At 72.2% G+C, this 21,871-nt stretch carries 16 protein-coding genes and 1 riboswitch; of the genes, 13 read left to right on the forward strand and 3 right to left on the reverse strand.

What is annotated here, in order from left to right; all coding sequences use genetic code 11:
- Positions 1 to 39: 39 nt before the first annotated feature.
- On the forward strand, positions 40 to 3,597 hold the full coding sequence (mfd, locus tag BLW82_RS25195; RefSeq protein WP_093501981.1) for a transcription-repair coupling factor: 3,558 nt from the start codon (positions 40 to 42) through the stop codon (positions 3,595 to 3,597).
- Positions 3,598 to 3,994: 397 nt separating this feature from the next.
- The gene (locus tag BLW82_RS25200) at positions 3,995 to 4,672 is read left to right on the forward strand and encodes an HNH endonuclease family protein (protein ID WP_371131508.1); all 678 of its coding nucleotides are present in this window, start codon (positions 3,995 to 3,997) and stop codon (positions 4,670 to 4,672) included.
- 24 nt (positions 4,673 to 4,696) lie between these two features.
- On the opposite strand, the gene BLW82_RS25205 is transcribed toward BLW82_RS25200, so the two are convergent.
- The 3 genes from BLW82_RS25205 to BLW82_RS25215 are packed head-to-tail and all read right to left on the reverse strand — an operon-like array spanning position 4,697 to position 8,382.
- Complete coding sequence (locus BLW82_RS25205) at positions 4,697 to 5,821, reverse strand: hypothetical protein (protein ID WP_093501985.1); 1,125 nt, start codon at positions 5,819 to 5,821, stop codon at positions 4,697 to 4,699.
- On the reverse strand, positions 5,818 to 7,641 hold the full coding sequence (locus BLW82_RS25210; RefSeq protein ID WP_107408574.1) for a M48 family metalloprotease: 1,824 nt from the start codon (positions 7,639 to 7,641) through the stop codon (positions 5,818 to 5,820). The genes BLW82_RS25205 and BLW82_RS25210 overlap by 4 nt, the downstream gene beginning before the upstream one ends.
- Before the next feature lie 27 nt (positions 7,642 to 7,668).
- Positions 7,669 to 8,382, reverse strand: a complete 714-nt coding sequence (locus BLW82_RS25215) for a hypothetical protein (RefSeq protein ID WP_093501989.1) — start codon at positions 8,380 to 8,382, stop codon at positions 7,669 to 7,671.
- A 237-nt stretch (positions 8,383 to 8,619) separates the two neighbouring features.
- Here BLW82_RS25215 and BLW82_RS25220 point away from each other — a divergent pair, with 237 nt between their 5' ends.
- The 11 genes from BLW82_RS25220 to BLW82_RS25270 all read left to right on the forward strand — a co-directional run bounded on the left by BLW82_RS25220 (position 8,620) and on the right by BLW82_RS25270 (position 21,864).
- Entirely contained in the window at positions 8,620 to 10,764 is a 2,145-nt protein-coding gene (locus BLW82_RS25220; protein WP_093501991.1) for an N-6 DNA methylase, read from the forward strand.
- A 211-nt stretch (positions 10,765 to 10,975) separates the two neighbouring features.
- A complete protein-coding gene (locus BLW82_RS25225; RefSeq protein WP_093501993.1) occupies positions 10,976 to 11,587 on the forward strand; it encodes a hypothetical protein in 612 nt (203 codons plus the stop codon).
- A 38-nt stretch (positions 11,588 to 11,625) separates the two neighbouring features.
- Positions 11,626 to 13,113, forward strand: a complete 1,488-nt coding sequence (locus BLW82_RS25230) for a serine/threonine-protein kinase (RefSeq protein ID WP_305729066.1) — start codon at positions 11,626 to 11,628, stop codon at positions 13,111 to 13,113.
- A 99-nt stretch (positions 13,114 to 13,212) separates the two neighbouring features.
- A complete protein-coding gene (locus tag BLW82_RS25235; RefSeq protein ID WP_093508254.1) occupies positions 13,213 to 14,037 on the forward strand; it encodes a glycoside hydrolase domain-containing protein in 825 nt (274 codons plus the stop codon).
- Positions 14,038 to 14,207: 170 nt separating this feature from the next.
- Positions 14,208 to 14,855, forward strand: coding sequence for a SurA N-terminal domain-containing protein (locus BLW82_RS25240; protein ID WP_093501997.1), 648 nt, complete (start codon positions 14,208 to 14,210; stop codon positions 14,853 to 14,855).
- A gap of 138 nt (positions 14,856 to 14,993) precedes the next feature.
- Positions 14,994 to 16,001 (forward strand): nucleoside triphosphate pyrophosphohydrolase, encoded by a 1,008-nt coding sequence (locus BLW82_RS25245; protein ID WP_093501999.1) that lies wholly within the window; start codon positions 14,994 to 14,996, stop codon positions 15,999 to 16,001.
- A complete protein-coding gene (locus BLW82_RS25250; RefSeq protein ID WP_093502001.1) occupies positions 15,998 to 17,251 on the forward strand; it encodes a cytochrome P450 family protein in 1,254 nt (417 codons plus the stop codon). Before BLW82_RS25245 ends, BLW82_RS25250 begins: the two co-directional genes overlap by 4 nt.
- 228 nt (positions 17,252 to 17,479) lie before the next feature.
- Complete coding sequence (locus BLW82_RS25255) at positions 17,480 to 18,502, forward strand: LysM peptidoglycan-binding domain-containing protein (protein WP_093502003.1); 1,023 nt, start codon at positions 17,480 to 17,482, stop codon at positions 18,500 to 18,502.
- Positions 18,503 to 18,696: 194 nt separating this feature from the next.
- A riboswitch (cyclic di-AMP (ydaO/yuaA leader) is annotated at positions 18,697 to 18,871 on the forward strand.
- A gap of 4 nt (positions 18,872 to 18,875) precedes the next feature.
- Complete coding sequence (locus BLW82_RS25260; protein WP_093502005.1) at positions 18,876 to 19,565, forward strand: LysM peptidoglycan-binding domain-containing protein; 690 nt, start codon at positions 18,876 to 18,878, stop codon at positions 19,563 to 19,565.
- Between the two features lie 427 nt (positions 19,566 to 19,992).
- Positions 19,993 to 21,279, forward strand: a complete 1,287-nt coding sequence (gene eno, locus BLW82_RS25265; RefSeq protein ID WP_093502007.1) for a phosphopyruvate hydratase — start codon at positions 19,993 to 19,995, stop codon at positions 21,277 to 21,279.
- A gap of 108 nt (positions 21,280 to 21,387) precedes the next feature.
- Entirely contained in the window at positions 21,388 to 21,864 is a 477-nt protein-coding gene (locus BLW82_RS25270; protein WP_093502009.1) for an FtsB family cell division protein, read from the forward strand.
- Positions 21,865 to 21,871 lie beyond the last annotated feature (7 nt).

Consider the following 21,871-nt stretch of genomic DNA (forward strand, 5'->3'; position numbering starts at 1 on the left):
GCACTTCGCGTTGCCCACCCCCCGACGAAAGCCTCCTGAATGAGCCTGCACGGTCTGCTCGACGCCGTCGTCAAGGACCCCGCCCTCGCGGAAGCGATCAAGGCGGCCGCGGACGGCAACCGCATGCACGTCGACCTGGTCGGCCCCCCGGCGGCCCGCCCCCTCGCGGTCGCCGCCCTGGCCCGCGAGGCCGGCCGCCCCGTCCTCGCCGTCACCGCCACCGGCCGGGAGGCCGAGGACCTGGCGTCGGCGCTGCGCACCCTGCTGCCGCCCGAGACCGTCGCCGAGTACCCCTCCTGGGAGACGCTCCCGCACGAGCGCCTCAGCCCGCGCAGCGACACCGTCGGCCGCCGCCTCGCCGTCCTGCGCCGCCTCGCCCACCCCAGCTCCGACGACCCCGAGACCGGCCCGGTCTCCGTCGTCGTCGCCCCCGTACGATCCGTGCTCCAGCCGCAGGTCAAGGGCCTCGGCGACCTGGAGCCCGTGGCGCTGCGCACCGGTCAGAGCGCCGACCTGAACGAGGTGGTGGAAGCCCTCGCGGCGGCCGCCTACGCGCGCGTGGAGCTCGTCGAGAAGCGCGGCGAGTTCGCCGTACGCGGCGGCATCCTGGACGTCTTCCCGCCCACCGAGGAACACCCCCTGCGCATCGAGTTCTGGGGTGACGACGTCGAGGAGATCCGCTACTTCAAGGTCGCCGACCAGCGCTCCCTGGAGGTCGCCGAGCACGGGCTGTGGGCGCCGCCCTGCCGCGAGCTGCTGCTCACCGAGGACGTCCGGGCACGCGCGCGGGCCCTCGCCGAGGAGCACCCCGAGCTCGGCGAACTGCTCAACAAGATCGCCGAGGGGATCGCCGTGGAGGGCATGGAGTCCCTCGCCCCGGTCCTGGTCGACGACATGGAACTGCTCCTCGACGTGCTGCCCAAGGGCACGATGGCCGTCGTGTGCGACCCGGAGCGGGTAAGGACCCGTGCCGCCGACCTGGTGGCCACGAGCCAGGAGTTCCTCCAGGCGTCCTGGGCGGCCACCGCGGGCGGCGGCGAGGCGCCCATCGACGTCGGCGCGGCCTCCCTGTGGTCCATCGCGGACGTCCGCGACCGCGCCCGCGAGCTGGACATGATGTGGTGGTCGGTGTCGCCGTTCGCCGCCGACGAGTCGTTCACCCACGCCTCCGACGTGGTGGGGACAGGCGACACCCTCAAGCTGGGCATGCACGCCACGGAGACCTACCGCGGCGACACCGCGAAGGCGCTCGCCGACACCAAGGGCTGGCTGGCCGACGGCTGGCGCACGGTGTACGTCACCGAGGGCCACGGCACCGCCTCCCGCACGGTCGAGGTGCTCGGGAACGAGGGCATCGCGGCCCGCCTCGACGTCGACCTGAGTGAGCTCACCCCCTCGGTCGTGCACGTGTCGTGCGGCTCGATCGACTACGGCTTCGTCGACCCCGCGCTCCGGCTCGCCGTCCTGACCGAGACCGACCTGTCCGGGCAGAAGGCGGCCGGCAAGGACGGCGCGCGGATGCCGGCCCGCCGCCGCAAGACCATCGACCCGCTCACCCTGGAGGCGGGCGACTACATCGTCCACGAGCAGCACGGCGTCGGCCGCTACATCGAGATGGTGCAGCGCACCGTGCAGGGCGCCACCCGCGAGTACCTGGTCGTGGAGTACGCCCCCGCCAAGCGCGGCCAGCCCGGCGACCGGCTGTACATCCCGACCGACCAGCTGGAGCAGATCACCAAGTACGTCGGCGGCGAGGCCCCCACCCTGCACCGCCTGGGCGGCGCGGACTGGACGAAGACCAAGGCGCGCGCCAAGAAGGCCGTCAAGGAGATCGCCGCCGACCTGATCAAGCTCTACAGCGCCCGGATGGCCGCCCCCGGACACGCGTTCGGCACGGACACGCCCTGGCAGCGCGAGCTGGAGGACGCCTTCCCCTACGCGGAGACCCCCGACCAGCTGACCACCATCGCCGAGGTCAAGGACGACATGGAGAAGTCGGTCCCCATGGACCGTCTGATCTGCGGCGACGTCGGCTACGGCAAGACCGAGATCGCGGTGCGGGCCGCCTTCAAGGCCGTCCAGGACGGCAAACAGGTCGCCGTCCTGGTGCCCACCACCCTGCTGGTGCAGCAGCACTTCGGGACGTTCTCCGAGCGGTACTCGCAGTTCCCGGTGAGCGTGAAGGCGCTCTCCAGATTCCAGACCGACACCGAGGCGAAGTCGACTCTGGAGGGCCTCAGGGAGGGCGCCGTCGACGTCGTCATCGGCACCCACCGCCTCTTCTCCTCGGAGACCAGGTTCAAGGACCTGGGCCTGGTCATCGTCGACGAGGAGCAGCGCTTCGGCGTCGAGCACAAGGAGCAGCTGAAGAAGCTCCGCGCCAACGTCGACGTGCTCACCATGTCGGCCACACCCATCCCCCGCACCCTCGAGATGGCGGTCACCGGCATCCGCGAGATGTCCACGATCACCACGCCCCCGGAGGAGCGCCACCCGGTGCTGACCTTCGTCGGGCCGTACGAGGAGAAGCAGATCGGCGCCGCCATCCGCCGTGAACTGCTGCGCGAGGGCCAGGTCTTCTACATCCACAACCGGGTCGAGTCGATCGACCGCGCCGCGGCCAGGCTCCGCGACATCGTCCCCGAGGCGCGCATCGCGACCGCCCACGGCCAGATGTCCGAGTCGGCCCTCGAACAGGTCGTCGTCGACTTCTGGGAGAAGAAGTTCGACGTCCTCGTCTCGACCACGATCGTCGAGTCCGGCATCGACATCTCCAACGCCAACACCCTCATCGTCGAACGAGGCGACACCTTCGGCCTGTCCCAGCTGCACCAGCTGCGCGGCCGCGTCGGCCGTGGCCGGGAGCGCGGCTACGCGTACTTCCTCTACCCGCCGGAGAAGCCCCTGACGGAGACCGCCCACGAGCGCCTCGCCACCATCGCCCAGCACACCGAGATGGGCGCCGGCATGTACGTCGCGATGAAGGACCTGGAGATCCGCGGCGCCGGCAACCTGCTCGGCGGCGAGCAGTCCGGGCACATCGCGGGCGTCGGCTTCGACCTGTACGTCCGCATGGTCGGCGAGGCCGTCGCGGACTACCGGCGGCAGCTGGAGACCGGCGAGATCGAGGAGGAGCCGGCGCTCGAGGTCAAGATCGAGCTGCCCGTCGACGCGCACGTCCCGCACGACTACGCGCCCGGCGAGCGGCTGCGTCTCCAGGCGTACCGTTCCATCGCCTCCGCCAACTCGGAGGACGACATCAGAGCGATCCGCGAGGAACTCACCGACCGCTACGGCAAGTTGCCCGAGCCGGTGGAGAACCTGCTGCTCGTCGCCGGGCTGCGGATGCTCGCCCGCGCGTGCGGGGTCGGCGAGATCGTCCTCCAGGGCACCAACATCCGGTTCGCCCCGGTGGAGCTGCGCGAGTCGCAGGAGCTGCGGCTCAAGCGCCTGTACCCCGGGACCGTCATCAAGCCGGCCGCCCACCAGGTGCTGGTACCCCGCCCCAAGACCGCGAAGGTCGGCGGCAAGCCGCTCGTCGGACGCGAACTGCTGAGCTGGGTGGGGGAGTTCCTCGCCTCGATCCTGGGGTCGTAGCAGCACCCGGTCCCGGAGCCGCGGAGTCGCGGAGTCCCTGAGCCGCGGAGCCACGGAGTCGCTGTGCCACGGAGTCGCGAGGCCGCGGCTCCGTGGCGCGTTCCCGGTCGCAAGCCGTGCGCGCACGGCAAGGGGTGAGGGGGGCCATCGGGGGCATTCGCTCGCCGCGGGGAGTGAGCGGGCGCGAAGACGCACCGCCCGGGCTTCCTCCGGCGTGGCAACCGGACGCCTATGACGCCGAGTTGCGGGCATGTGTCGTTCTGCGCCCTGTCTGGGGCGAACCGCGCGGCGGTTACCTTGGGACCAGCGGAGATCCGCCCGTGCGGAGGCGGACCGGGGCAAGGAAGAGGGGGCGCACGTGGCGCGTCTGAGGGGCGGGGCGGTCGTGGCCGTCGTCATGGTGTTCGCCGTGGCCGGCTGCAAGGACCTGCAGGACAAGGGGGCTTCGGGAGAGCCGGGCGCGACAGGCGGGGGAGCCGCGCTGACGGCCGCCGACTCGCTGACCGTCAAGGGACGGGCGCCGAAGACCGGTTACTCCCGGGAGAGGTTCGGCTCCGCCTGGGCGGACACCGACTCCAACTCCTGCGACACCCGGGACGACATACTCAAGCGCGACCTGAAGGACGTGAAGTACACCGGCGGCGACTGCAAGGTCTCCTCCGGCGTGCTGGAGCCGGACCCCTACTCCGGCAAGGAGGTCACCTACAAGCGTGGCCGCAGCCTGGTCGACATCGACCACCTCGTCGCCCTCTCGGACGCCTGGCAGACGGGCGCCAAGTACTGGGACGCCAGCAAGCGGATAGCCCTGGCCAACGACCCGCTCAACCTCCTTGCCGTCGACGCGAGCGCCAACCGCGGCAAGGGCGACGGCGACACCGCCACCTGGCTGCCGCCCGACAAGTCCTACCGCTGCACCTACGTCGCCGCGCAGGTCGCCGTGAAGAAGAAGTACGGCCTGTGGGTCACCGCCGCCGAGAAGGCCGCGATGAAGAAGGTGCTCGCCGCCTGCCCGGGCCAGAAGCTCCCATCGGGCGGCAACCCGACCAACGCGCCGTCCCGCTTCAAGGCGCGCTGAACCGGCGCGGGAGCGCCGCGTGTGTCACCGCCCGGGGTGGTGGCCACGCGGCGCAGGGGCCGGGCAGCCTGCCTTCTCCCACGCCACGAAGGTGTTGGTACGGGCGAAGACGAACGCCTTGACCGGGTTGGCGGAGTACGACCACGGCGGGCTGCCGACGTATCCGCCGACCGCCCGGAACTGCTCGACGGCCTCCGGGTACCGCTTCGTCTGGAACAGGGTGTCCGCCAGCAGGTGCCGCACCGTCGGCAGCCGGTGGTGTCCGGCCGGAACACGGTCCACGGCGTCCAGGGTGGCGTCCACGGCGGTCTGTACGAACGGCTGGTCGTACACGGGTGCCTTGGGCTCCCGGACCGCGTGCTCCATCAGCGCGTACAGGGGCAGTACGGGCAGCAGGCTGCCCTGCGGTGCGGCGGCCGCGGCCTGCCCGGCGAACGCGTACATCAGCTCGTGCGAACCACGCCACTTGGCGCACCAGTACTGCAACGCGCTCATGTGCGCTCCGAAGTGGTGCGGGTCGCGGGCGGTGATCTCGGCCCACAGCGCCCGGAAGTCGTCGTGCGACCAGCCGAGTCCCAGCGCGACGGTGATCTGCGCGATCCAGGGGCAGGGGTCCTCGGGCGCCATCCACGCGGCCTCCCGGCAGGCGGGCAGCGCCTCGGCCAGCAGCCGGTGGAAGCCCTCGAACTGCTCGGTCGTGGTGTTCTTCGCCAGGTTCGCGCCGCGGACCTGGCCCGCGAGCACGACCAGCGAGTCGGCGTGCACCAGGGCGGCGGACGGGTCGCCGGGGTACTCGGTCCGCCATGCCTTGAGCCAGGCGTCGTCCTCGGCGGCGGCGTGTACGAGGACGCCGAGCCGGTACCACCGCAGGTCCCAGTCGCGGCCCGCCCCGGCCAGGTAGGCGGCGGCCCGCCGCCAGTCACCGGCGAGGGCCGCCGCCGCGACCGCGTCGGCCTCTGGATCGGGGCCCGCCGAACCGCTGTCCAGCTGGGCGGCGGGCACCAGCCCGTACTTGGCGGGGTCGATGTTGACCGGCGCCTTGGCCTTCGCCTCCGCCCGGAGCGCACGTCCCTTGCGGATGTTGCGCGGGAGGGTGACGAGCGCGTAGACGAGAATGCCGGCACCGACTATGTCGATCAGGACGTTCATTCGGGGTCTTTCGGGTAGGGGCCGCCGGGGGAGAAGGCTGACGGGACGGTCGAAGAGGCTGGTCGAGTATGGCCGCCGCCGGCCAGCAGAGCCCGCAGGGGGAAGGTGCCGGGCGGCTCGGCGACCGCGTGGTCCAGGGCCTCCTCCAGCGCCTCGGCGAACCCGTCGGGTGCCACCGTCCGCACCGCGGGTCCGGACCAGCACAGCTCCCACCGGCACAGCCCGGTGTCCAGCGCGGTGAGCAGGGCGAGCCGGCGCAGGGCAGAGCGGAAGGCCGTCCTGGCGAACTCGCGTGCCGCGCGCCCGCTGCTCCGGCCGGCCTGCTCCGACCTGGGCAGCCGGCCGGCGATGTCGTGCAGCAGACCGTGGTCGATCAGGTCGAGGAGCTGGTGGAGGTGGGGCACCGCGGATGTCCGGGACACGTGGACGCTCCTCGCGCCGGACGGCTCGGCCATGGCGTCCAGCAGCGGCTGCGCTTCCCGTGCCCAGCTCTCGCGCCGGGTCCAGGCGGGCAGTTCCGCCCAGGGCACGCGCCGCCAGGACAGCGTCTCCCGGCTCAGCACGGCTCGTTCCAGTCCGGTGAGGACGCGGTCCGGCTCCCGGAGCAGCGCGAGGGCGGGGTGCCGGGGGCGCGTGGTGGTGCGTCCGGTCTCGAGAAGGTCGGGGAGTCGGGGGAGCTCGGGGAGTGCCTCCAGCGCCGCGATGCGGTCGGCCGTGAGCGGGTGGCTGTCGTACGGAGAGCTCTCCTCGGAGGCCACCTCCTGGAGCGGCCCGTGAGTCCACGCGTCCAGTTCCGCCCGGCGTGCGGGGTCCGCGAGCAGCTGGGCGAGACCGCCGTGGAACTGCCCTTCCGGCGGCAGCAGGCCGGCGCCTTGGCCCATCAGGGCGTACTCGCGCAGATAGAGGTCCTCGGCGGCGTCGAGCGCGGGGATGCGGCGCAGTGCGGCGGCCGTGGTGTCCCGTCCGGCGACGCGGGCGGCCACCAGGTCGGCCGCGTACTCCTGCCTGCGGCTGACGGCCTCGGTCAGTCGCAGGCACAGCCGCGCGTACGCGCAGAAGACGAGGGCCAGATAGTGGTCCGGGCCCGGCTTCGGCTCCCGCTTGAGCGCGGGCCGCCTGCCGGCCGCACGGCGCCGGGCGGCCCGTGCGGCGGTCCTCGCCCGCTCCTCGGCCTCCTCATCCGCAGCCCGCCGGCGCAAGGTGTGGACGGTGTGCTGCAGCCTGCCGTGCAGCGCCCAGAGCAGCCCGCCCAGCCGGGTGTCGTCGTGGGCGTAGTGGCCGAGTTCGTGCCCGAGCACCGCGTCCAGTTCGTCCTGGGACAGGCCGATCAGCAGCGTCACGCCGAGGAAGAGCCGCCGTTCGCCCGCGACCAGACCGAGCCACCGGGCGTCCTCCCGCACCATGGCGTTGGCCCCTGGGACCACCCGGATCTCCGCGGGCGGCCGGGTGCCCACCCGTTCGGCCAGGTTCCGCACATGCCACCACAGCTCCGGCTGCTCACCAGGTGTCAGCGACACTCCGGGCACCTCGTCCTGCCCGTCCCCGGGGCCGCGGGTGAGCAGGACGACCCGCACCACGCACCAGGCGATCGCCAGCGAGCCGAGGTAGCCCTCGACCGCCACGACCGTGAGCCCGGGGCCCCGGGCCAGGAAGACGTCCAGGACCGCCAGCACGAGGAGGAGGAGCAGGGCCAGCGCGTAGAACCCGAGGAGCAGACCGAGAACGAGCGCGGCACGCAGCGGCGTTCCGGGCACGCCGCGTTCTCGTACGGCGGGTTCAACGGCAGCCGCCCGGCCGGCGGGGCGGGTCGTCAGGCGCATCGGCATCCTTCGCGGGAACGGATCAAGCTACTTCTTCAGCGCCGACAGGACCGTCGTCGTCACCTTCTTCGCGGACGCGGCTCCGTTGTCGCCGCCCGCCGTGGACAGCACGGTGACCACGGAGCCGCCGGAACGCGCGGCGATCAGCGTGGTGCCGTTCTCCCAGTAGCCGCTGGTCAGCGTCATCGTGTAGGCCTCGTCGCCGAGTCCGGCCGTGTCGCTGCCGGTGAGCTTCACCTTGGCGTGCGCGTCGGTGTCCGTGTACGTGGCGCACTCGGCGGCGACGGTCCGCAGCGCCTTCATCACCGCGGCCGCCGTGCTGCCCTGGAAGGCGTCGATCTCCTGGTCCACTTCCTCCGTCTTGCTCGCGTAGCCGTTCTGCGCGAACGACACCCCGCCCTTGTAGCCGGACACCTGGATCCAGGACGTGGTCTCCAGTCTCGTGCAGTCCGGCTTCCCCGCCTTCCGGGCGGCCGGGGAGAGGAACTGGCCGCCGCTGTCCGCGGAGCCGTCGGACTCGAGGGTGAGCCCGGACGGGAAGGCCGACGCGGGCGCCAGTGCCTTCTTCAGCTCGGTGCCCGTGAACAGGCCTGAGTTGGAGTCCTTCGCCTTGGCCGGCGCGGCGCTCGTGCCGGTACCGGAGTCGGTGGCGGCGCCGGTGGATCCGGCGGAGCAGGCGGTCAGGGCCAACGGGAGGGCCGCGGCGGCCAGCAGCATCACGGCGCGGGACGGGAGGCGCATGGGGAGTCCTTCGGGAGTTGTTGAAGCGGGGTCGTTGATGCGGGTCCGTTGAAGCGGACTCGTTGAAGGAGAGCTGGTTGAACGGGAATTGCTGAAGCTGTGGGTCAATAAGAGCAGAGGCTGTGAACCGAGTCAACATGATGACTTCGTGATGGGGTGTACACGTCCGTGAAGGGGGGGATCTTGTGCGCGTCGGTATGCTCGGTGCACACATGGGACGAGGGGAGCGGAAGCCGCGTGCAGGACAACGCCACAGAGGTGACCGCAGCCGGCATCGCACGGCTCGCCGGGGTGGGCCGCGCCGCCGTCAGCAACTGGCGCCGCCGGCACGCCGACTTCCCCAAGCCGGTCGGCGGCACCGAGACCAGCCCGTCCTTCGCGCTCGCCGAGGTCGAGTCCTGGCTGCGCAAGCAGGGCAAACTCGCCCAGGTCCCGCTGCGTGAGCGGGTCTGGCAGCAACTCGCCGGGCACCCCGACGGCGCGCTGACGGCGCTGGTGCACGCGGGCTGTGTGCTGCTGCTGATCCACGAGCGCCCCACCGTCTGGCTGCACGTGAGCGCCGGCTCGGACGAGCGGCTGGCCGCGATGCTGCCGGACGCTCTGGACGAGGTGTTGACCGCACGTCTCGGCGAGCCGGCCGACCGCACCGTTCACAGCGGCCGGGGAGCGGACGCCGCCGAAGCGGTGAACAGGCCGGGCCGCGCGGTGGCTGTGAACACCGCACACCCAGCCGCCACCTCCGCCACCTCCGCCACCCCCGCCGTCCCCACCCCCACCGGCCCCCAGCTCCTCCCCTCCGCCCCCCTCCTGCGCGGCGCGGCCGAACTGGCCGCCGAGGCGGGGGCCCGGCAGGCCTTCGAGTTCCTGCTGGGGCGGCACCTGGACGCCAACCCGCGCCAGTACACGCTCACCCCGTCCGAACTCGCCGGCCTCATGGCCGACCTGGCCGGCCCCGCCCGCATCGTGCTCGACCCGGCCTGCGGAACCGGCGCCCTGCTGCGGGCCGTCGGCGTCCGCCCCGACCAGGAGCTGTACGCCCAGGACAGCGCCCCCGACCTAGCCGCGCTCACCGCGCTGCGGCTCGCGCTGCACTCCCGGGCCGGCGTGCACGGCGCCGCCGGCGACACCCTGCGCGCCGACGGCTTCCCCGAGCTGCGCGCGGACGCGGTGCTGTGCCATCCGCCGTTCAACGAGCGCAACTGGGGCCACGACGAGCTGGCGTACGACGCGCGCTGGGAGTACGGCTTCCCCGCCCGCACCGAGTCCGAACTGGCCTGGGTGCAGCACGCCCTGGCCCGGCTCGCCGACGGCGGCACCGCGGTCCTGCTGATGCCGCCGGCCGTCGCCTCCCGCCGCTCCGGGCGCCGGATCCGTGCCGACCTGCTGCGCCGGGGCGCGCTGCGGGCCCTCGTCGCGCTGCCGGCCGGGGCGGCGCCACCGCACAGCATCCCGCTGCACCTGTGGGTGCTGCGCCGGCCGGAGCGGACCCCGGCCACGCCCGAGGTGCTGCTCGTGGACACCGGGGGGTTCACCGGGGGCGCGCGGGGCGGCCCCGACCTGACGGCGGTACGGGACGCCGTCCTGGACGCCTGGCGCGCCTTCGAGCGCGACGGGGGTCCGGTGGAACGGCCGGGGCTGGCCCGTTCGGTACCGGTCATCGAACTCCTCGACGACGACGTGGACCTGGCCCCCGCCCGCCATCTGCCCCCGGCCGCCGCGGCCGACGGCGCGGAGGAGCTCACGGCGGTCCGCGAACGGCTCGGCGCGACCCTGCGCCTGACCGTCGACCTCACCCCGCCGCCCGCCGACCAGGCGCCGCCCGCGCGGTGGCCGCTCACCACCGTCGGTGAACTCGCCCGCGGTGGCGCGCTGTTGCTGCGCACCGGAGGCAACGGCGGCCACGCGCGCGTGCGCGTGCTCACCGACCACGACGTCCTCGCCGCGACGGCCCCCTCGGGCACGCTTCCCGAGAGCGACGAGGAGGCCGTGCTGACCGAGCCGGGCGACGTCGTCGTACCGGTCCTCGGCGGAGGCTCGGTGGCGCGCGTGATCGACGACGCGACGGCGGGCGCCGCCCTGGGGCGCAACCTGGTGCTGCTGCGACCCGACCGCACGGCCCTCGACCCGTGGTTCCTCGCCGGCTTCCTGCGCGGCACCGCCAACAACCGGCAGGCCAGCAGCTACGCCTCCACGGCGACCCGGCTGGACGTACGCCGGCTGCAGCTGCCCCGGCTGCCCCTGGAGGAACAGCGACGCTACGGCGCGCGATTCCGCGCACTCGACGAGTTCGAGCGGGCGCTGCGCCATGCGAGCCGGCTCGGCGAGCACCTCGTGCGCGGGATGTACGACGGTCTCACCGACGGGACCGTCGCGCCGGACTGACCCGCCGGACTGACCCGCCGGGCGGGTCCGCCGGGGGCCGCCGGGATCGGCCGGCAGTCGGTCCGACAACGGTTCGGTACAACCCGAACCGGTTGTCCGCGCCGGGCCATATGCTCGATCCGACCATCGCACGACCGGTGTCGTCCGCGGGCGGACGGCGCCGGGCGGGCACGTACGCCCTTTTCCAGGCACCAGGCACACAGGAGCGACCATGCAAGGCCAGGGCCATGCGCAGCCGGTGCGGCGGCCGCCGCACGACGCGGTACTGGTCCTGCTGCGCGTGGTGTTCGTGGCGCTCGGGGTGTTCAGCGCCGGCTTCCTGGCGTGGGCGATGCCGCTGCGGCTGGCCGTCGTGACCCGCAGGCCGGTCGACGTCGGCGTGCTGGTGACGGCGGTGGCGGCCGACGTCCTCAGCATCGTGCTGCTGGGCAGCGAACCCGGCGACGACGTGCACACCCCCGGCGGTTACCTGGGGATCACGCTGTTGTTCGGCACGCTCCTGGGCGCCGTCGTCTACTACCTGGTGGCCGACGTACGCCACTTCCAGCGGCAGCGCGAGGCGTTCGCGGCGCAGCAGTACGCCTACGCGACCCCCGCCTCGCCGTACACCACGGGGACGATGCCCCCGCACACCCCGGCCCCGCCCGCGCACTCCGTCCCCCCGATGCCCCCGCCGCCGCTCCCGCAGCCACCGATACCCGCGCCGCCCCAGCGCCCGGCGCCCGCCCGGATCGAGCAGGTGCGCGCCGAACTCGACGAGCTCAGTGACTACCTGCGCAAGCACGACGGGCACCGTGAGGGCGGCCACGAGGGCGGACGGTGACCGTGGCGGCAGGACGTGTCGTCGCCGGCCGCTACGAGCTGTCCACGCTCATCGGGCAGGGCGGCATGGGCCAGGTGTGGACGGCGTACGACCAGCGGCTCGACCGGCGGGTGGCGGTCAAGCTGCTGCGCCCCGACAAGGTGGCGGGCGCGGAGGCGGAGGAGCTGCGCCGCCGGTTCCTGCGGGAGTGCCGGGTCACCGCGCAGGTCGACCATCCCGGCCTGGTCACCGTGCACGACGCGGGCAGCGAGGGCGAGGAGCTCTTCCTCGTCATGCAGTACGTGGACGGCGCCGACCTCTCCGACCACCTGGCCGAGCACGACCCGTACCCGTGGCAGTGGGCGGTGGCGGTGGCCGCGCAGCTGTGCGCCGTGCTGAGCGCCGTGCACGCCGTGCCGATCGTCCACCGCGACCTCAAGCCGCGCAACGTCATGGTGAAGCAGGACGGCACGGTCACCGTCCTCGACCTGGGCGTCGCCTCCGTCATGGACACCGACACCACCCGTCTCACCCACACCGGCTCCCCGATCGGCTCACCCGCCTACATGGCACCCGAGCAGGCCATGGGCGGCGCGGTCGGCCCGTACACCGACCTGTACGCGCTCGGCGTGCTCCTGCACGAACTGCTCAGCGGAGAGGTTCCGTTCGCGGGCTCCACGGCGCTCGGCGTGCTGCACCGGCACCTGTACGAGCCGCCGGTGCCGGTACGCCGGACCCGCCCCGAGGTCCCGGAGCCACTCGAAGGCCTCGTGCTGCGCCTGCTCGCCAAGGACCCGCAGCACCGCCCGGCGTCCGCGCAGGAGGTCTACGAGGACCTGGCGGCGCTCCTGCCCGCGCGCGGGACGCCGTCCGGATCGCCCCTGGACCCCACGCGACCCTTCCTGCGCCCGCACGCCCCCTGGCCCGACCGGGCGCGGACCCCGGCACCGCAGCCCGCCACCCCCGTGGCCGCGGTACCCGACAAGCCGGATGTCGCCGCCGCCGTCGACGAGGTCAAGCGGCTGCTCGGGGAGGGGCGCATCACCCAGGCCGTCGACATCCTGGGTGCGATCCTGCCCGCCGCCGCCGACCAGCACGGTGAGCGCTCCACGGTCGTCCGCACGCTGCGCAAGCAGTACGCGGCCACGCTGATGGACGACGGGCAGTACCGGCGCGCACTGCCCGAACTGCGCCGGCTCGCCGACGAACGCGCCGCCGAGGCGGGCCAGGCCGACCCGCAGGCCCTGCGCTTCCGCTACGAGACCGCCCAGTGCCTGGAACAGCTCGGCGAACCGGCGGCGGCGCTCGCGGAGTACCGGGCGCTGCTGCCGTACTACGAGAACCAGTACGTGGCCGGCGACCCGCAGCTCGCGCACGAGGTGCGCCGCCGGATCGGGCATCTGCTGCTCGCGCTCGGCGACCGGCCGGCCGCCCACGACACGCTCACCCGGCTGCTGTTCGACGTCGAACGGCTGCACGGGCCCGGCCACCCGCTGGCCGGCGAGGTACGGCGGACGCTGCACTGGCTGGGGCAGATGCGCGGCTAGTTCCCGAGCAGTGCATACTGCACCTGCTTTTCGCACAACCTGTCGCACAGCAATGAGGCAGGCAAAGACACAAGTAAGAACACAGGGGTGGGTTCCGGCATGTCCAGCCATCGGCAGTCGAAGAAGCGCAGATACATCACCTGGGGCGTCGCCGGTGCCGCGGTCGCCGCCGGGGCCGGGATCGCCGCGCAGACCTCCATGGCGGCCACCACCTGGCCCGCCCAGAAGACGTTCACCGGCCGCGCGTTCGACACCTGCGCCGCGCCCTCCGCCACCGTGATGAAGGCCTGGAACACCGGCTTCTACGGCGCCGCCGCCGTCTACATCGGCGGCAAGAACCGCGGCTGCGCCCAGCCCAACCTCACCGCCTCCTGGGTCAAGTCGGTCTCCGCGATGGGCTGGAAGCTCATCCCGCTCTACGTCGGCGCCCAGCCGTCCTGCGGATCCGGCGGCTCGGTGAAGATCAGCGCGTCCACCGCGGCCTCCGTCGGCAAGTCCGAGGCCGACGACGCCGTGGCCAAGGCCGCCGCGCTCGGCATGAAGGCCGGCAGCCCGATCTACCTCGACATGGAGGCGTACGACACGACGAACACGTCGTGCAACAACGCCGTGCTGACCTATGTCCGCGCCTTCGACAAGGAGCTGCGCGCCAAGACCTACCGCGCCGGCTACTACGGCTTCACCAGCTCCAGCGCCAAGGCGATCGCCAACGCCACCGACAAGACCGACCTGCCGGGCAACCTCTGGTACGCGCTGTGGGACAAGCAGAACACCACGACCGCGGACTGGCCGTTCGGCGCGTCCCAGTACACCGGGCACAGCCGGGCCCACCAGTACTTGGTGAACAGCAAGGAGACGCGCGGCGGTCACACGATCACCGTGGACCGTGACGCGTGGGACGCCCCGGTGGCGATCACGGGCTGAGCGGGATCCGCACGGGATCAGTACCGCAAACCCTTCCGGAGGGTGGTGCGGCGGTGCCGGAAGTGCGCGTGAATCGTTGGTCGAATGGGTTGGCCAGAGCTTGCCCACTGCCTACCATCGATCACCGCAAGACTTTGTGCACCGTCGCACAATCTCCTCGGGAGGCACCCTTGCACCGCCGCCGTCGCACCGCGCTCCTCCTCTCCGCCGCGATCGCCGCCGCGGCCCCCTTCCTGACCGCCTGCGGAAGCGACGCGCACCCGGGCGCGGCGGCCGTCGTCGGCGGCCAGCGGATCACCGTCTCGCAGCTGGAGAACCGGGTGAACGAGGTGCGCCGGGCGCAGCGCGCCGCGGTGCCGGACCACACGCAGTACCAGCAGGTCCTCGCCTCCACCAGCAGCCTCACCCGGGACACCCTGTACAACATGGTGCTCGACAAGGTGCTGCACCGGGCCGCCCGGGACGCGGGAGTCGGCGTCACCCGCGCCGAGGTCGAGCAGATGCGCTCCGGCCTCGAACAGCAGGCCGGCGGTTCCGCGGCGCTGCAGACGGCCTGGCTGCAGAAGTACGGCATCGCCCCCCAGCGGCTGGACGACAACCTCCGCTTCCAGGTGGAGGCCAAGAAGCTCGCCGAGGCGCTCGGCACCGACACCTCTCAGCCCGCCTTCTGGAAGGCCCTGGCCAACGCCTCCCAGGAACTCCACGTCGACCTCAACCCGCGCTACGGCGCCTGGGACGTCCAGAAGAGCAGCAGGGTGGACGCCAAGACCCCGTGGGTACGGGAGATCACCTCGGGCGGCACTCAGGTGTCGGCCTAGGGCCGGCGCCGGTGTCGGCTGGAGGCGGGCCCGGGCCGTCGGTGCGGTGACCTCCACCGCGGTCATACGATCACTTGACCGCCCCCACCCTGTGGACAAACCGCGAGGTGGGCGGCGGCGGTGCGTTACGTTCGGAGCGTGAACACCACCAGGCCCGAACCCACCACGCCGGACCCCTCTCCCACGGCCGCCGACCCCGGCCGGGTCGTCCTGCTCACCACCAGCCACCGGGTCGCCCCCGGCCTGCTGTCCTGGCCCGCCTGGCAGGCACTGCGCGCGGCGGACCGCGTGCTGTGCGCGGACGGCGCGCATCCGCAGCTGCCGTATCTGCGGGAGGCCGGGACCGCCGTGGACGAGGCCGCCCCCACCGCCGAGGAGCTGGTCGACGCCTGCGCCGGCGGCCGGACCGTGGTGGTCGTGGCGACGGGCGAGGGCGAGCCGGCCCTCACGGACGGGCTGGCCCGCCTGGCCGGCTCGGGCCGGGTCCGGATGCCCGAGCTGGAGCTCCTCCCGGCCTCCTACGACCTGCCCGGCGCCCGTCTCCTCGACCTCGTCCAGGTCATGGACCGGATCCGCGCGGAGTGCCCCTGGTCGTCCCGGCAGACCCACCGCGGCCTCGCGAAGTACGGCATCGAGGAGGCCTACGAACTCGTCGAGGCGATCGAGGAGGGCGACCGCGACGAGCTGCGCGAGGAACTGGGCGACGTGCTCCTCCAGGTCGTCTTCCACGCGCGGATCGCCCAGGAGGACCCGGACGCCCCCTTCTCGATCGACGACGTCGCGGGGGGCATCGTCGCCAAGCTCATCCACCGTCACCCGCACGTCTTCGGCGACGAGACCGCGTCGACGCCGGAGGAGGTCAAGGAGCACTGGCTGCGGACCAAGGCGGTGGAGAAGCGGCGCGAGTCGGTGACGGACGGGATACCCCTCGCCCAGCCGGGCCTCGCACTGGCGGCGAAGCTGGCCTCGCGGGTGCGCACCGCGGGTCTCCGGGTGCCGCTGCCGCAGGCACCGGGCATCGGCTACGAACTGCTCGCGCTGGCGGCCCGCGCCGAGGCCGACGGCGTCGACCCGGAGGCAGCACTGCGCGCGGCGGCCCGGGCCTACCGGGACGCGGTGCGGGCGGCGGAGGGAGTGGCGAAGTGAGCGCCGCCCCCTCCCTGTTCACCTGGGAGTTCGCCGCCGACCCCTACCCCGCCTACGCCTGGCTGCGGGAGCACGAGCCGGTGCGGCGGACCCGGCTGCCCAGCGGGGTGGAGGCCTGGCTGGTCACGCGGTACGCCGATGCCAAGCAGACCCTCGCCGACCCCCGTCTGTCCAAGAACCCCGCGCATCACGACGAGCCCGCGCACGCCAAGGGGAAGACCGGCATCCCCGGTGAGCGCAAGGCCGAGCTGATGACGCACCTGCTGAACATCGACCCGCCGGACCACACCCGGCTGCGCCGGCTGGTGAGCAAGGCGTTCACTCCGCGGCGGGTGGCCGAGTTCGCGCCGCGGGTGCGGGAGCTGGCCGACCGGCTCATCGACGGGTTCGCGGAGCGGGGCGAGGCCGACCTCATCCACGAGTTCGCCTTCCCGCTCCCCATCTACGCCATCTGCGACCTGCTCGGCGTGCCGCCCGAGGACCAGGACGACTTCCGGGACTGGGCGGGGATGATGATCCGGCACGGGGGCGGGCCGCGGGGCGGGGTCGCGCGGTCCGTGAAGAAGATGCGCGGATATCTGGCCGAGCTGATCCACCGGAAGCGGGAGGCGCTGCCCGCCGAGGCCGGTCCCGGCGAGGACCTCATCTCGGGGCTCATCCGGGCCTCGGACCACGGTGAGCACCTCACCGAGAACGAGGCCGCTGCCATGGCCTTCATCCTGTTGTTCGCGGGTTTCGAGACCACCGTCAACCTGATCGGCAACGGCACGTACGCGCTGCTCACCCACCCCGGTCAGCGGGCCCGGCTGCAGGAGTCCCTGGCCGCCGGCGAGCGCGGGGTGCTGGAGACCGGTGTCGAGGAACTGCTCCGCTACGACGGGCCGGTGGAGCTGGCCACCTGGCGGTTCGCCACCGAGCCGGTCACGATCGGCGGGCAGCACATCGCGCCCGGCGACCCGGTCCTGGTCGTCCTGGCCGCGGCGGACCGGGACCCGGAGCGGTTCGCGGAGCCGGACACCCTCGACCTCGCCCGGCGGGACAACCAGCACCTCGGATACGGCCACGGCATCCACTACTGCCTCGGCGCCCCGCTCGCCCGCCTGGAGGGCCAGACCGCGCTCGCCGGCCTCCTCACCCGCCTTCCGGACCTGCGACTCGCCGTCGACGAGAAGGAGTTGCGGTGGCGTGGCGGACTCATCATGCGCGGACTGCGCACCCTCCCCGTCGAGTTCACGCCCACCGGTCGGTGAACCCGCGCCGGTCGGTGAACCCTCGCCCGGCCCTCGGCGAGCCTTCACCGGGGCCACTACCGGCCCGTTCGGGCAGAAGGTGACCAGCGTTCAAGTCTGTGATCTTCACGTGATCTACGCGGCATTAACTTGTGACAAGCGATCGTCTGCCTATACGTTCACCCATCAGCGCGGCGCCCTTGCGGGACCCGCCGCGCCGGTCACCGCTGTCGCTCGAAAGGTTTCCGCATGCTCTCCGGGAACGGTCGTCACCGTCGCCCCCGCCAGGCTCCGGCACTCCTCGTCGCGGCCGGGGTGACCGGCTCCGCCATCGCCCTCCCGCTCCTCGGAGCGGCGAGCGCCAACGCGGCGGACGGCTCCACCTGGGACCACGTGGCCGAGTGCGAGAGCGGCGGCTCCTGGAGCGCCGACAACGGCACCGGCTACTACGGCGGCCTCCAGATCTCCCTGGAGGACTGGAGCAAGTACGGGGGCCTGGATTACGCCTCCACGCCCGACCAGGCCAGCCGTTCGCAGCAGATAGCGGTCGCCGAGAAGATGCTCGCCGACCAGGGCACCAAAGCCTGGCGGACCTGCGCCCTGCTCGCCGGCCTCTCGTCCGACGACGCCTCGGTGAACGTCGACACGGGACTCGGCGACTCGAGTGGTTCGTCCGGTTCCTCCGACTCGTCGGACTCGTCCGCCGGACTGTCCGACTCGTCCTCTTCCTCTGGTTCTTCCGGTTCCTCCGGTTCGGACTCCTCTTCGGACGCCATGGACTCCGGGAGTGACTCCGCCACTCCCTCTCCGGGTGCAAGCGTCGGGGGTGACTCCAAGACCGACCCTTCCGGCAAATCCAGCACGACGGACAAGTCGGAATCCGCCGACTCCGACTCCGACTCCGGCTCCGGCGCGTCGAAGGCCAGCGAGAGTCCCGTCGTCTCCGGGGCCGACCACTCGGACAAATCGTGGCAGACCGGCGGGTCTTGGAGTCTGGTCGACACGGGAGCCCTCAGTGGCGGCGGCAAGCACCGCGGCGGCTCGGCGGACGAAAACGTGACAAACGGTCAGGCTGCCGCATCCTCCGGCCGGCACGCCTCCGGTGGCGGCGGCACCTACACCGTCCGTGACGGCGACACTCTGGCCTCCATCGCCGACTCCCTTGATCTCGACGGCGGATGGCGTGCGCTCTACGACGCCAACAAGGCCGACATCGGCTCCGACGCGAATGCCATCACCCCCGGTCAGACCCTGAAACTCGGCACCGAATAGGACGAAACGCGGCGGGAGTTGACAACCCGCTTCGAGTTGAATGTCCGTTTTGGTGAAAGTGTGGGATGAGTCTCAGAAGCCCTGATCATCTTTGAAATTCGCCTGACGGCCTGTCTACGGTCGAGGCCGCTCGTCACCACGAGCCCCGGCCGTCGCAACGCCGAGTCCTGCCAGCGGCCGTCCGGGAACAGTCGTCGCGTCATGCGCCGTAGGCAGGAGCGGGGGACCCAAGGTAAGTGCCGGGACCGGTGGTTGAGACCGCCGATCCGGCTCGGGGTGAAGCCGCGCACCGACACACGGGTGTGCGGCCGGGCAACTCAACCGGCCCGAACCCGACAGCTCACCTCGCAGGCGTCGGTGAGGGGATCGATCCATGCTGTTCTCGGGCAAGGGCAAGCACCGTCGTCCGTCCAAGGCCGTCCGCGCCATCGCTGTCGCCGGTGTCACCGGCGTCGCCGTCGCGGCCCCGCTGATGGCGGCCGGCAGCGCCTCCGCCGCCACCGCCTCCGAGTGGGACGCCGTCGCGCAGTGCGAGTCCGGCGGCAACTGGGCCATCAACACCGGCAACGGCTACTACGGCGGTCTGCAGTTCTCCGCCTCGACCTGGGCCGCGTACGGCGGCACTCAGTACGCCGCGCAGGCCAACCAGGCCACCAAGGCGCAGCAGATCCAGATCGCCGAGAAGGTCCTCGGCGCCCAGGGCAAGGGCGCCTGGCCGGTCTGCGGCACGGGCCTGTCCGGTGCCACCTACACCGGCGGCAGCGCCGGTTCCTCCAGCTCCTCGTCGAGCGGCAGCGCCGGCACGAGCACCCGCTCGACCGACACCCAGGCCGCCTCCCGCTCCGCCGAGCGCCCGGCCGCCAAGAAGACCGTCACCACCCCGACCGGCAAGAAGGTCAAGAAGGGCGACGGCGAGTACAAGGTCGTCAAGGGCGACACCCTCAGCTCGATCGCCGAGAAGCACAAGGTCAAGGGCGGCTGGCAGGCGCTGTTCAAGCTGAACAAGGACATCGTCGAGGACGCCGACTTCATCTACCCGGGCCAGCAGCTGCACCTGAAGTAGGGCACCTGACGCAGCCCGCCGGGCGGCCGCCGGAAGTACTGAGCGGTCCCCAGCCGAACCACAGCTCCCCCACAGCCGTGGTCCCCATAGTGGAGAGCATGTGAGGGCCACCCCCGTCCCCCACGGACCCCGCTCCGGTGCGTTTTCCCCCGAACGCACCGGAGCGGGGTTTCTTTTTGCCCCCGCCGCGCCGCCGCCCCACCGTCCGGCGTCCCGTCGTCCCCCTCTTGACCCGCTCTTCTCCCGTTCTTCATCGGGACCCCCTTTGTTCCGCGCATGAACAATGAGTACCGTCTGTGTGTCCACGGGCCGGTCGGTCGTGCCGGCCGACGGCCCCGGGACGGTTAGGCTCTAGTCGCAAGGCTGAGCAAGGGCCGACGAGGCCCGCGTGCGCCCCGCACAACCAGCGTCACATCCCAAGAAGGAGATGCTCGTGCCGTCCATCGACGTCGTCGTAGCCCGGGAAATCCTGGACTCCCGAGGCAACCCCACGGTCGAGGTCGAGGTCGGCCTCGACGACGGCAGCACGGGTCGTGCCGCCGTCCCGTCCGGCGCCTCCACCGGTGCCTTCGAGGCCATCGAGCTCCGTGACGGCGACCCCAACCGCTACCAGGGCAAGGGCGTCGAGAAGGCCGTCCTCGCCGTCATCGAGCAGATCGGCCCGGAGCTGGTCGGCTACGACGCCACCGAGCAGCGCCTGATCGACCAGGCGATGTTCGACCTGGACGCCACCGACAACAAGGGCTCGCTCGGCGCCAACGCCATCCTCGGCGTCTCCCTCGCCGTCGCGCACGCCGCCTCCGAGGCGTCCGACCTGCCGCTGTTCCGCTACCTCGGCGGCCCGAACGCGCACCTGCTGCCCGTCCCGATGATGAACATCCTCAACGGCGGCTCGCACGCGGACTCCAACGTCGACATCCAGGAGTTCATGATCGCCCCGATCGGCGCGGAGTCCTTCTCCGAGGCGCTGCGCTGGGGTGCCGAGGTCTACCACACCCTCAAGAAGGTCCTGAAGAGCAAGGGCCTGGCCACCGGTCTCGGTGACGAGGGCGGCTTCGCCCCGAACCTGGAGTCGAACCGCGCCGCGCTCGACCTCATCCTGGAGGCCATCAAGCAGGCAGGTTACGTCCCCGGCGAGCAGATCGCGCTCGCGCTCGACGTCGCCGCGTCCGAGTTCTACAAGGACGGCAAGTACGAGTTCGAGGGCAAGTCCCGCTCGGCCGCCGAGATGACCGAGTACTACGAGGAGCTCGTCGCCGCCTACCCGCTGGTCTCCATCGAGGACCCGCTGTTCGAGGACGACTGGGCGGGCTGGAAGGTCCTCACCGACAAGCTCGGCGACAAGGTGCAGATCGTCGGCGACGACCTGTTCGTCACCAACCCGGAGCGCCTGGCCCGCGGCATCGAGGAGGGCACCGCCAACGCCCTGCTGGTGAAGGTGAACCAGATCGGTTCGCTGACCGAGACCCTGGACGCCGTCGAGCTCGCCCAGCGCAACGGCTTCAAGTGCATGATGTCGCACCGCTCCGGCGAGACCGAGGACGTCACCATCGCCGACCTCGCCGTCGCCACCAACTGCGGCCAGATCAAGACCGGCGCCCCGGCCCGCTCCGAGCGCGTCGCCAAGTACAACCAGCTGCTGCGCATCGAGGAGATCCTCGACGACGCGGCGGTGTACGCGGGCCGCAGCGCCTTCCCGCGCTTCAAAGGCTGAGCCCGCTAGAGGGTAAGGCTTAGCCAGTCGTACGTACGTCCCCGTACCCGGTCCCGTACCGTGTCCGGGGACGTACGCACGTATCAGGGCGACCAGGGAGGCGGGGACATGGCCGTGAGGGACCGGGACCGGTTCTCCACCGCGACCAGGCTCAAGCTGCTCGGCGAGCAGACGGCGGCCCGGGTCTACCGCTCCCAGACCAGGCGCCAGGCCCGCCGCTCCCGGCTCACCGGCCGCGCCGCGCTGCTCGCGATCGTGCTGTGCACGATGGTCGTCGCGCTCGCCTACCCGATGCGGCAGTACGTCTCCCAGCGCGCCGAGATCTCGGACCTCGAACGGCAGCAGCAGCAGGCCCGGCAGCGGGTCGAGCAGCTGCGGGACCTCAAGGCGCGGTGGCAGGACGACGCGTACGCCGAGCAGCAGATCCGCGAACGGCTGCACTATGTGCTGCCGGGCGAGACCGGGTTCGTGGTGATCGACCCCGGTGCCGCCAAGCAGGCGCACGCCTACCTCGGGGCGGCCGACCGGCCCTGGTACGCGAACGTCTGGGACGGCGTCGACAAGTCCGACGCGTCCGACCAGTGAACCGACA

It is taken from the genome of Streptomyces sp. Ag109_O5-10, assembly GCF_900105755.1.
Lineage (GTDB): Bacteria > Actinomycetota > Actinomycetes > Streptomycetales > Streptomycetaceae > Streptomyces.

Excerpts from the sequence above, each read along its gene's own strand:
- BLW82_RS25210 (WP_107408574.1), bottom strand. The coding sequence starts at position 7,641 with ATGCGCCTGACGACCCGCCCCGCCGGCCGGGCGGCTGCCGTTGAACCC.
- BLW82_RS25270 (WP_093502009.1), top strand. The coding sequence starts at position 21,388 with ATGGCCGTGAGGGACCGGGACCGGTTCTCCACCGCGACCAGGCTCAAG.
- BLW82_RS25200 (WP_371131508.1), top strand. The coding sequence starts at position 3,995 with ATGGTGTTCGCCGTGGCCGGCTGCAAGGACCTGCAGGACAAGGGGGCT.
- BLW82_RS25255 (WP_093502003.1), top strand. The coding sequence starts at position 17,480 with ATGCTCTCCGGGAACGGTCGTCACCGTCGCCCCCGCCAGGCTCCGGCA.
- BLW82_RS25205 (WP_093501985.1), bottom strand. The coding sequence starts at position 5,821 with ATGAACGTCCTGATCGACATAGTCGGTGCCGGCATTCTCGTCTACGCG.
- BLW82_RS25225 (WP_093501993.1), top strand. The coding sequence starts at position 10,976 with ATGCAAGGCCAGGGCCATGCGCAGCCGGTGCGGCGGCCGCCGCACGAC.
- eno (WP_093502007.1), top strand. The coding sequence starts at position 19,993 with ATGCTCGTGCCGTCCATCGACGTCGTCGTAGCCCGGGAAATCCTGGAC.
- BLW82_RS25260 (WP_093502005.1), top strand. The coding sequence starts at position 18,876 with ATGCTGTTCTCGGGCAAGGGCAAGCACCGTCGTCCGTCCAAGGCCGTC.
- BLW82_RS25215 (WP_093501989.1), bottom strand. The coding sequence starts at position 8,382 with ATGCGCCTCCCGTCCCGCGCCGTGATGCTGCTGGCCGCCGCGGCCCTC.
- mfd (WP_093501981.1), top strand. The coding sequence starts at position 40 with ATGAGCCTGCACGGTCTGCTCGACGCCGTCGTCAAGGACCCCGCCCTC.
- BLW82_RS25235 (WP_093508254.1), top strand. The coding sequence starts at position 13,213 with ATGTCCAGCCATCGGCAGTCGAAGAAGCGCAGATACATCACCTGGGGC.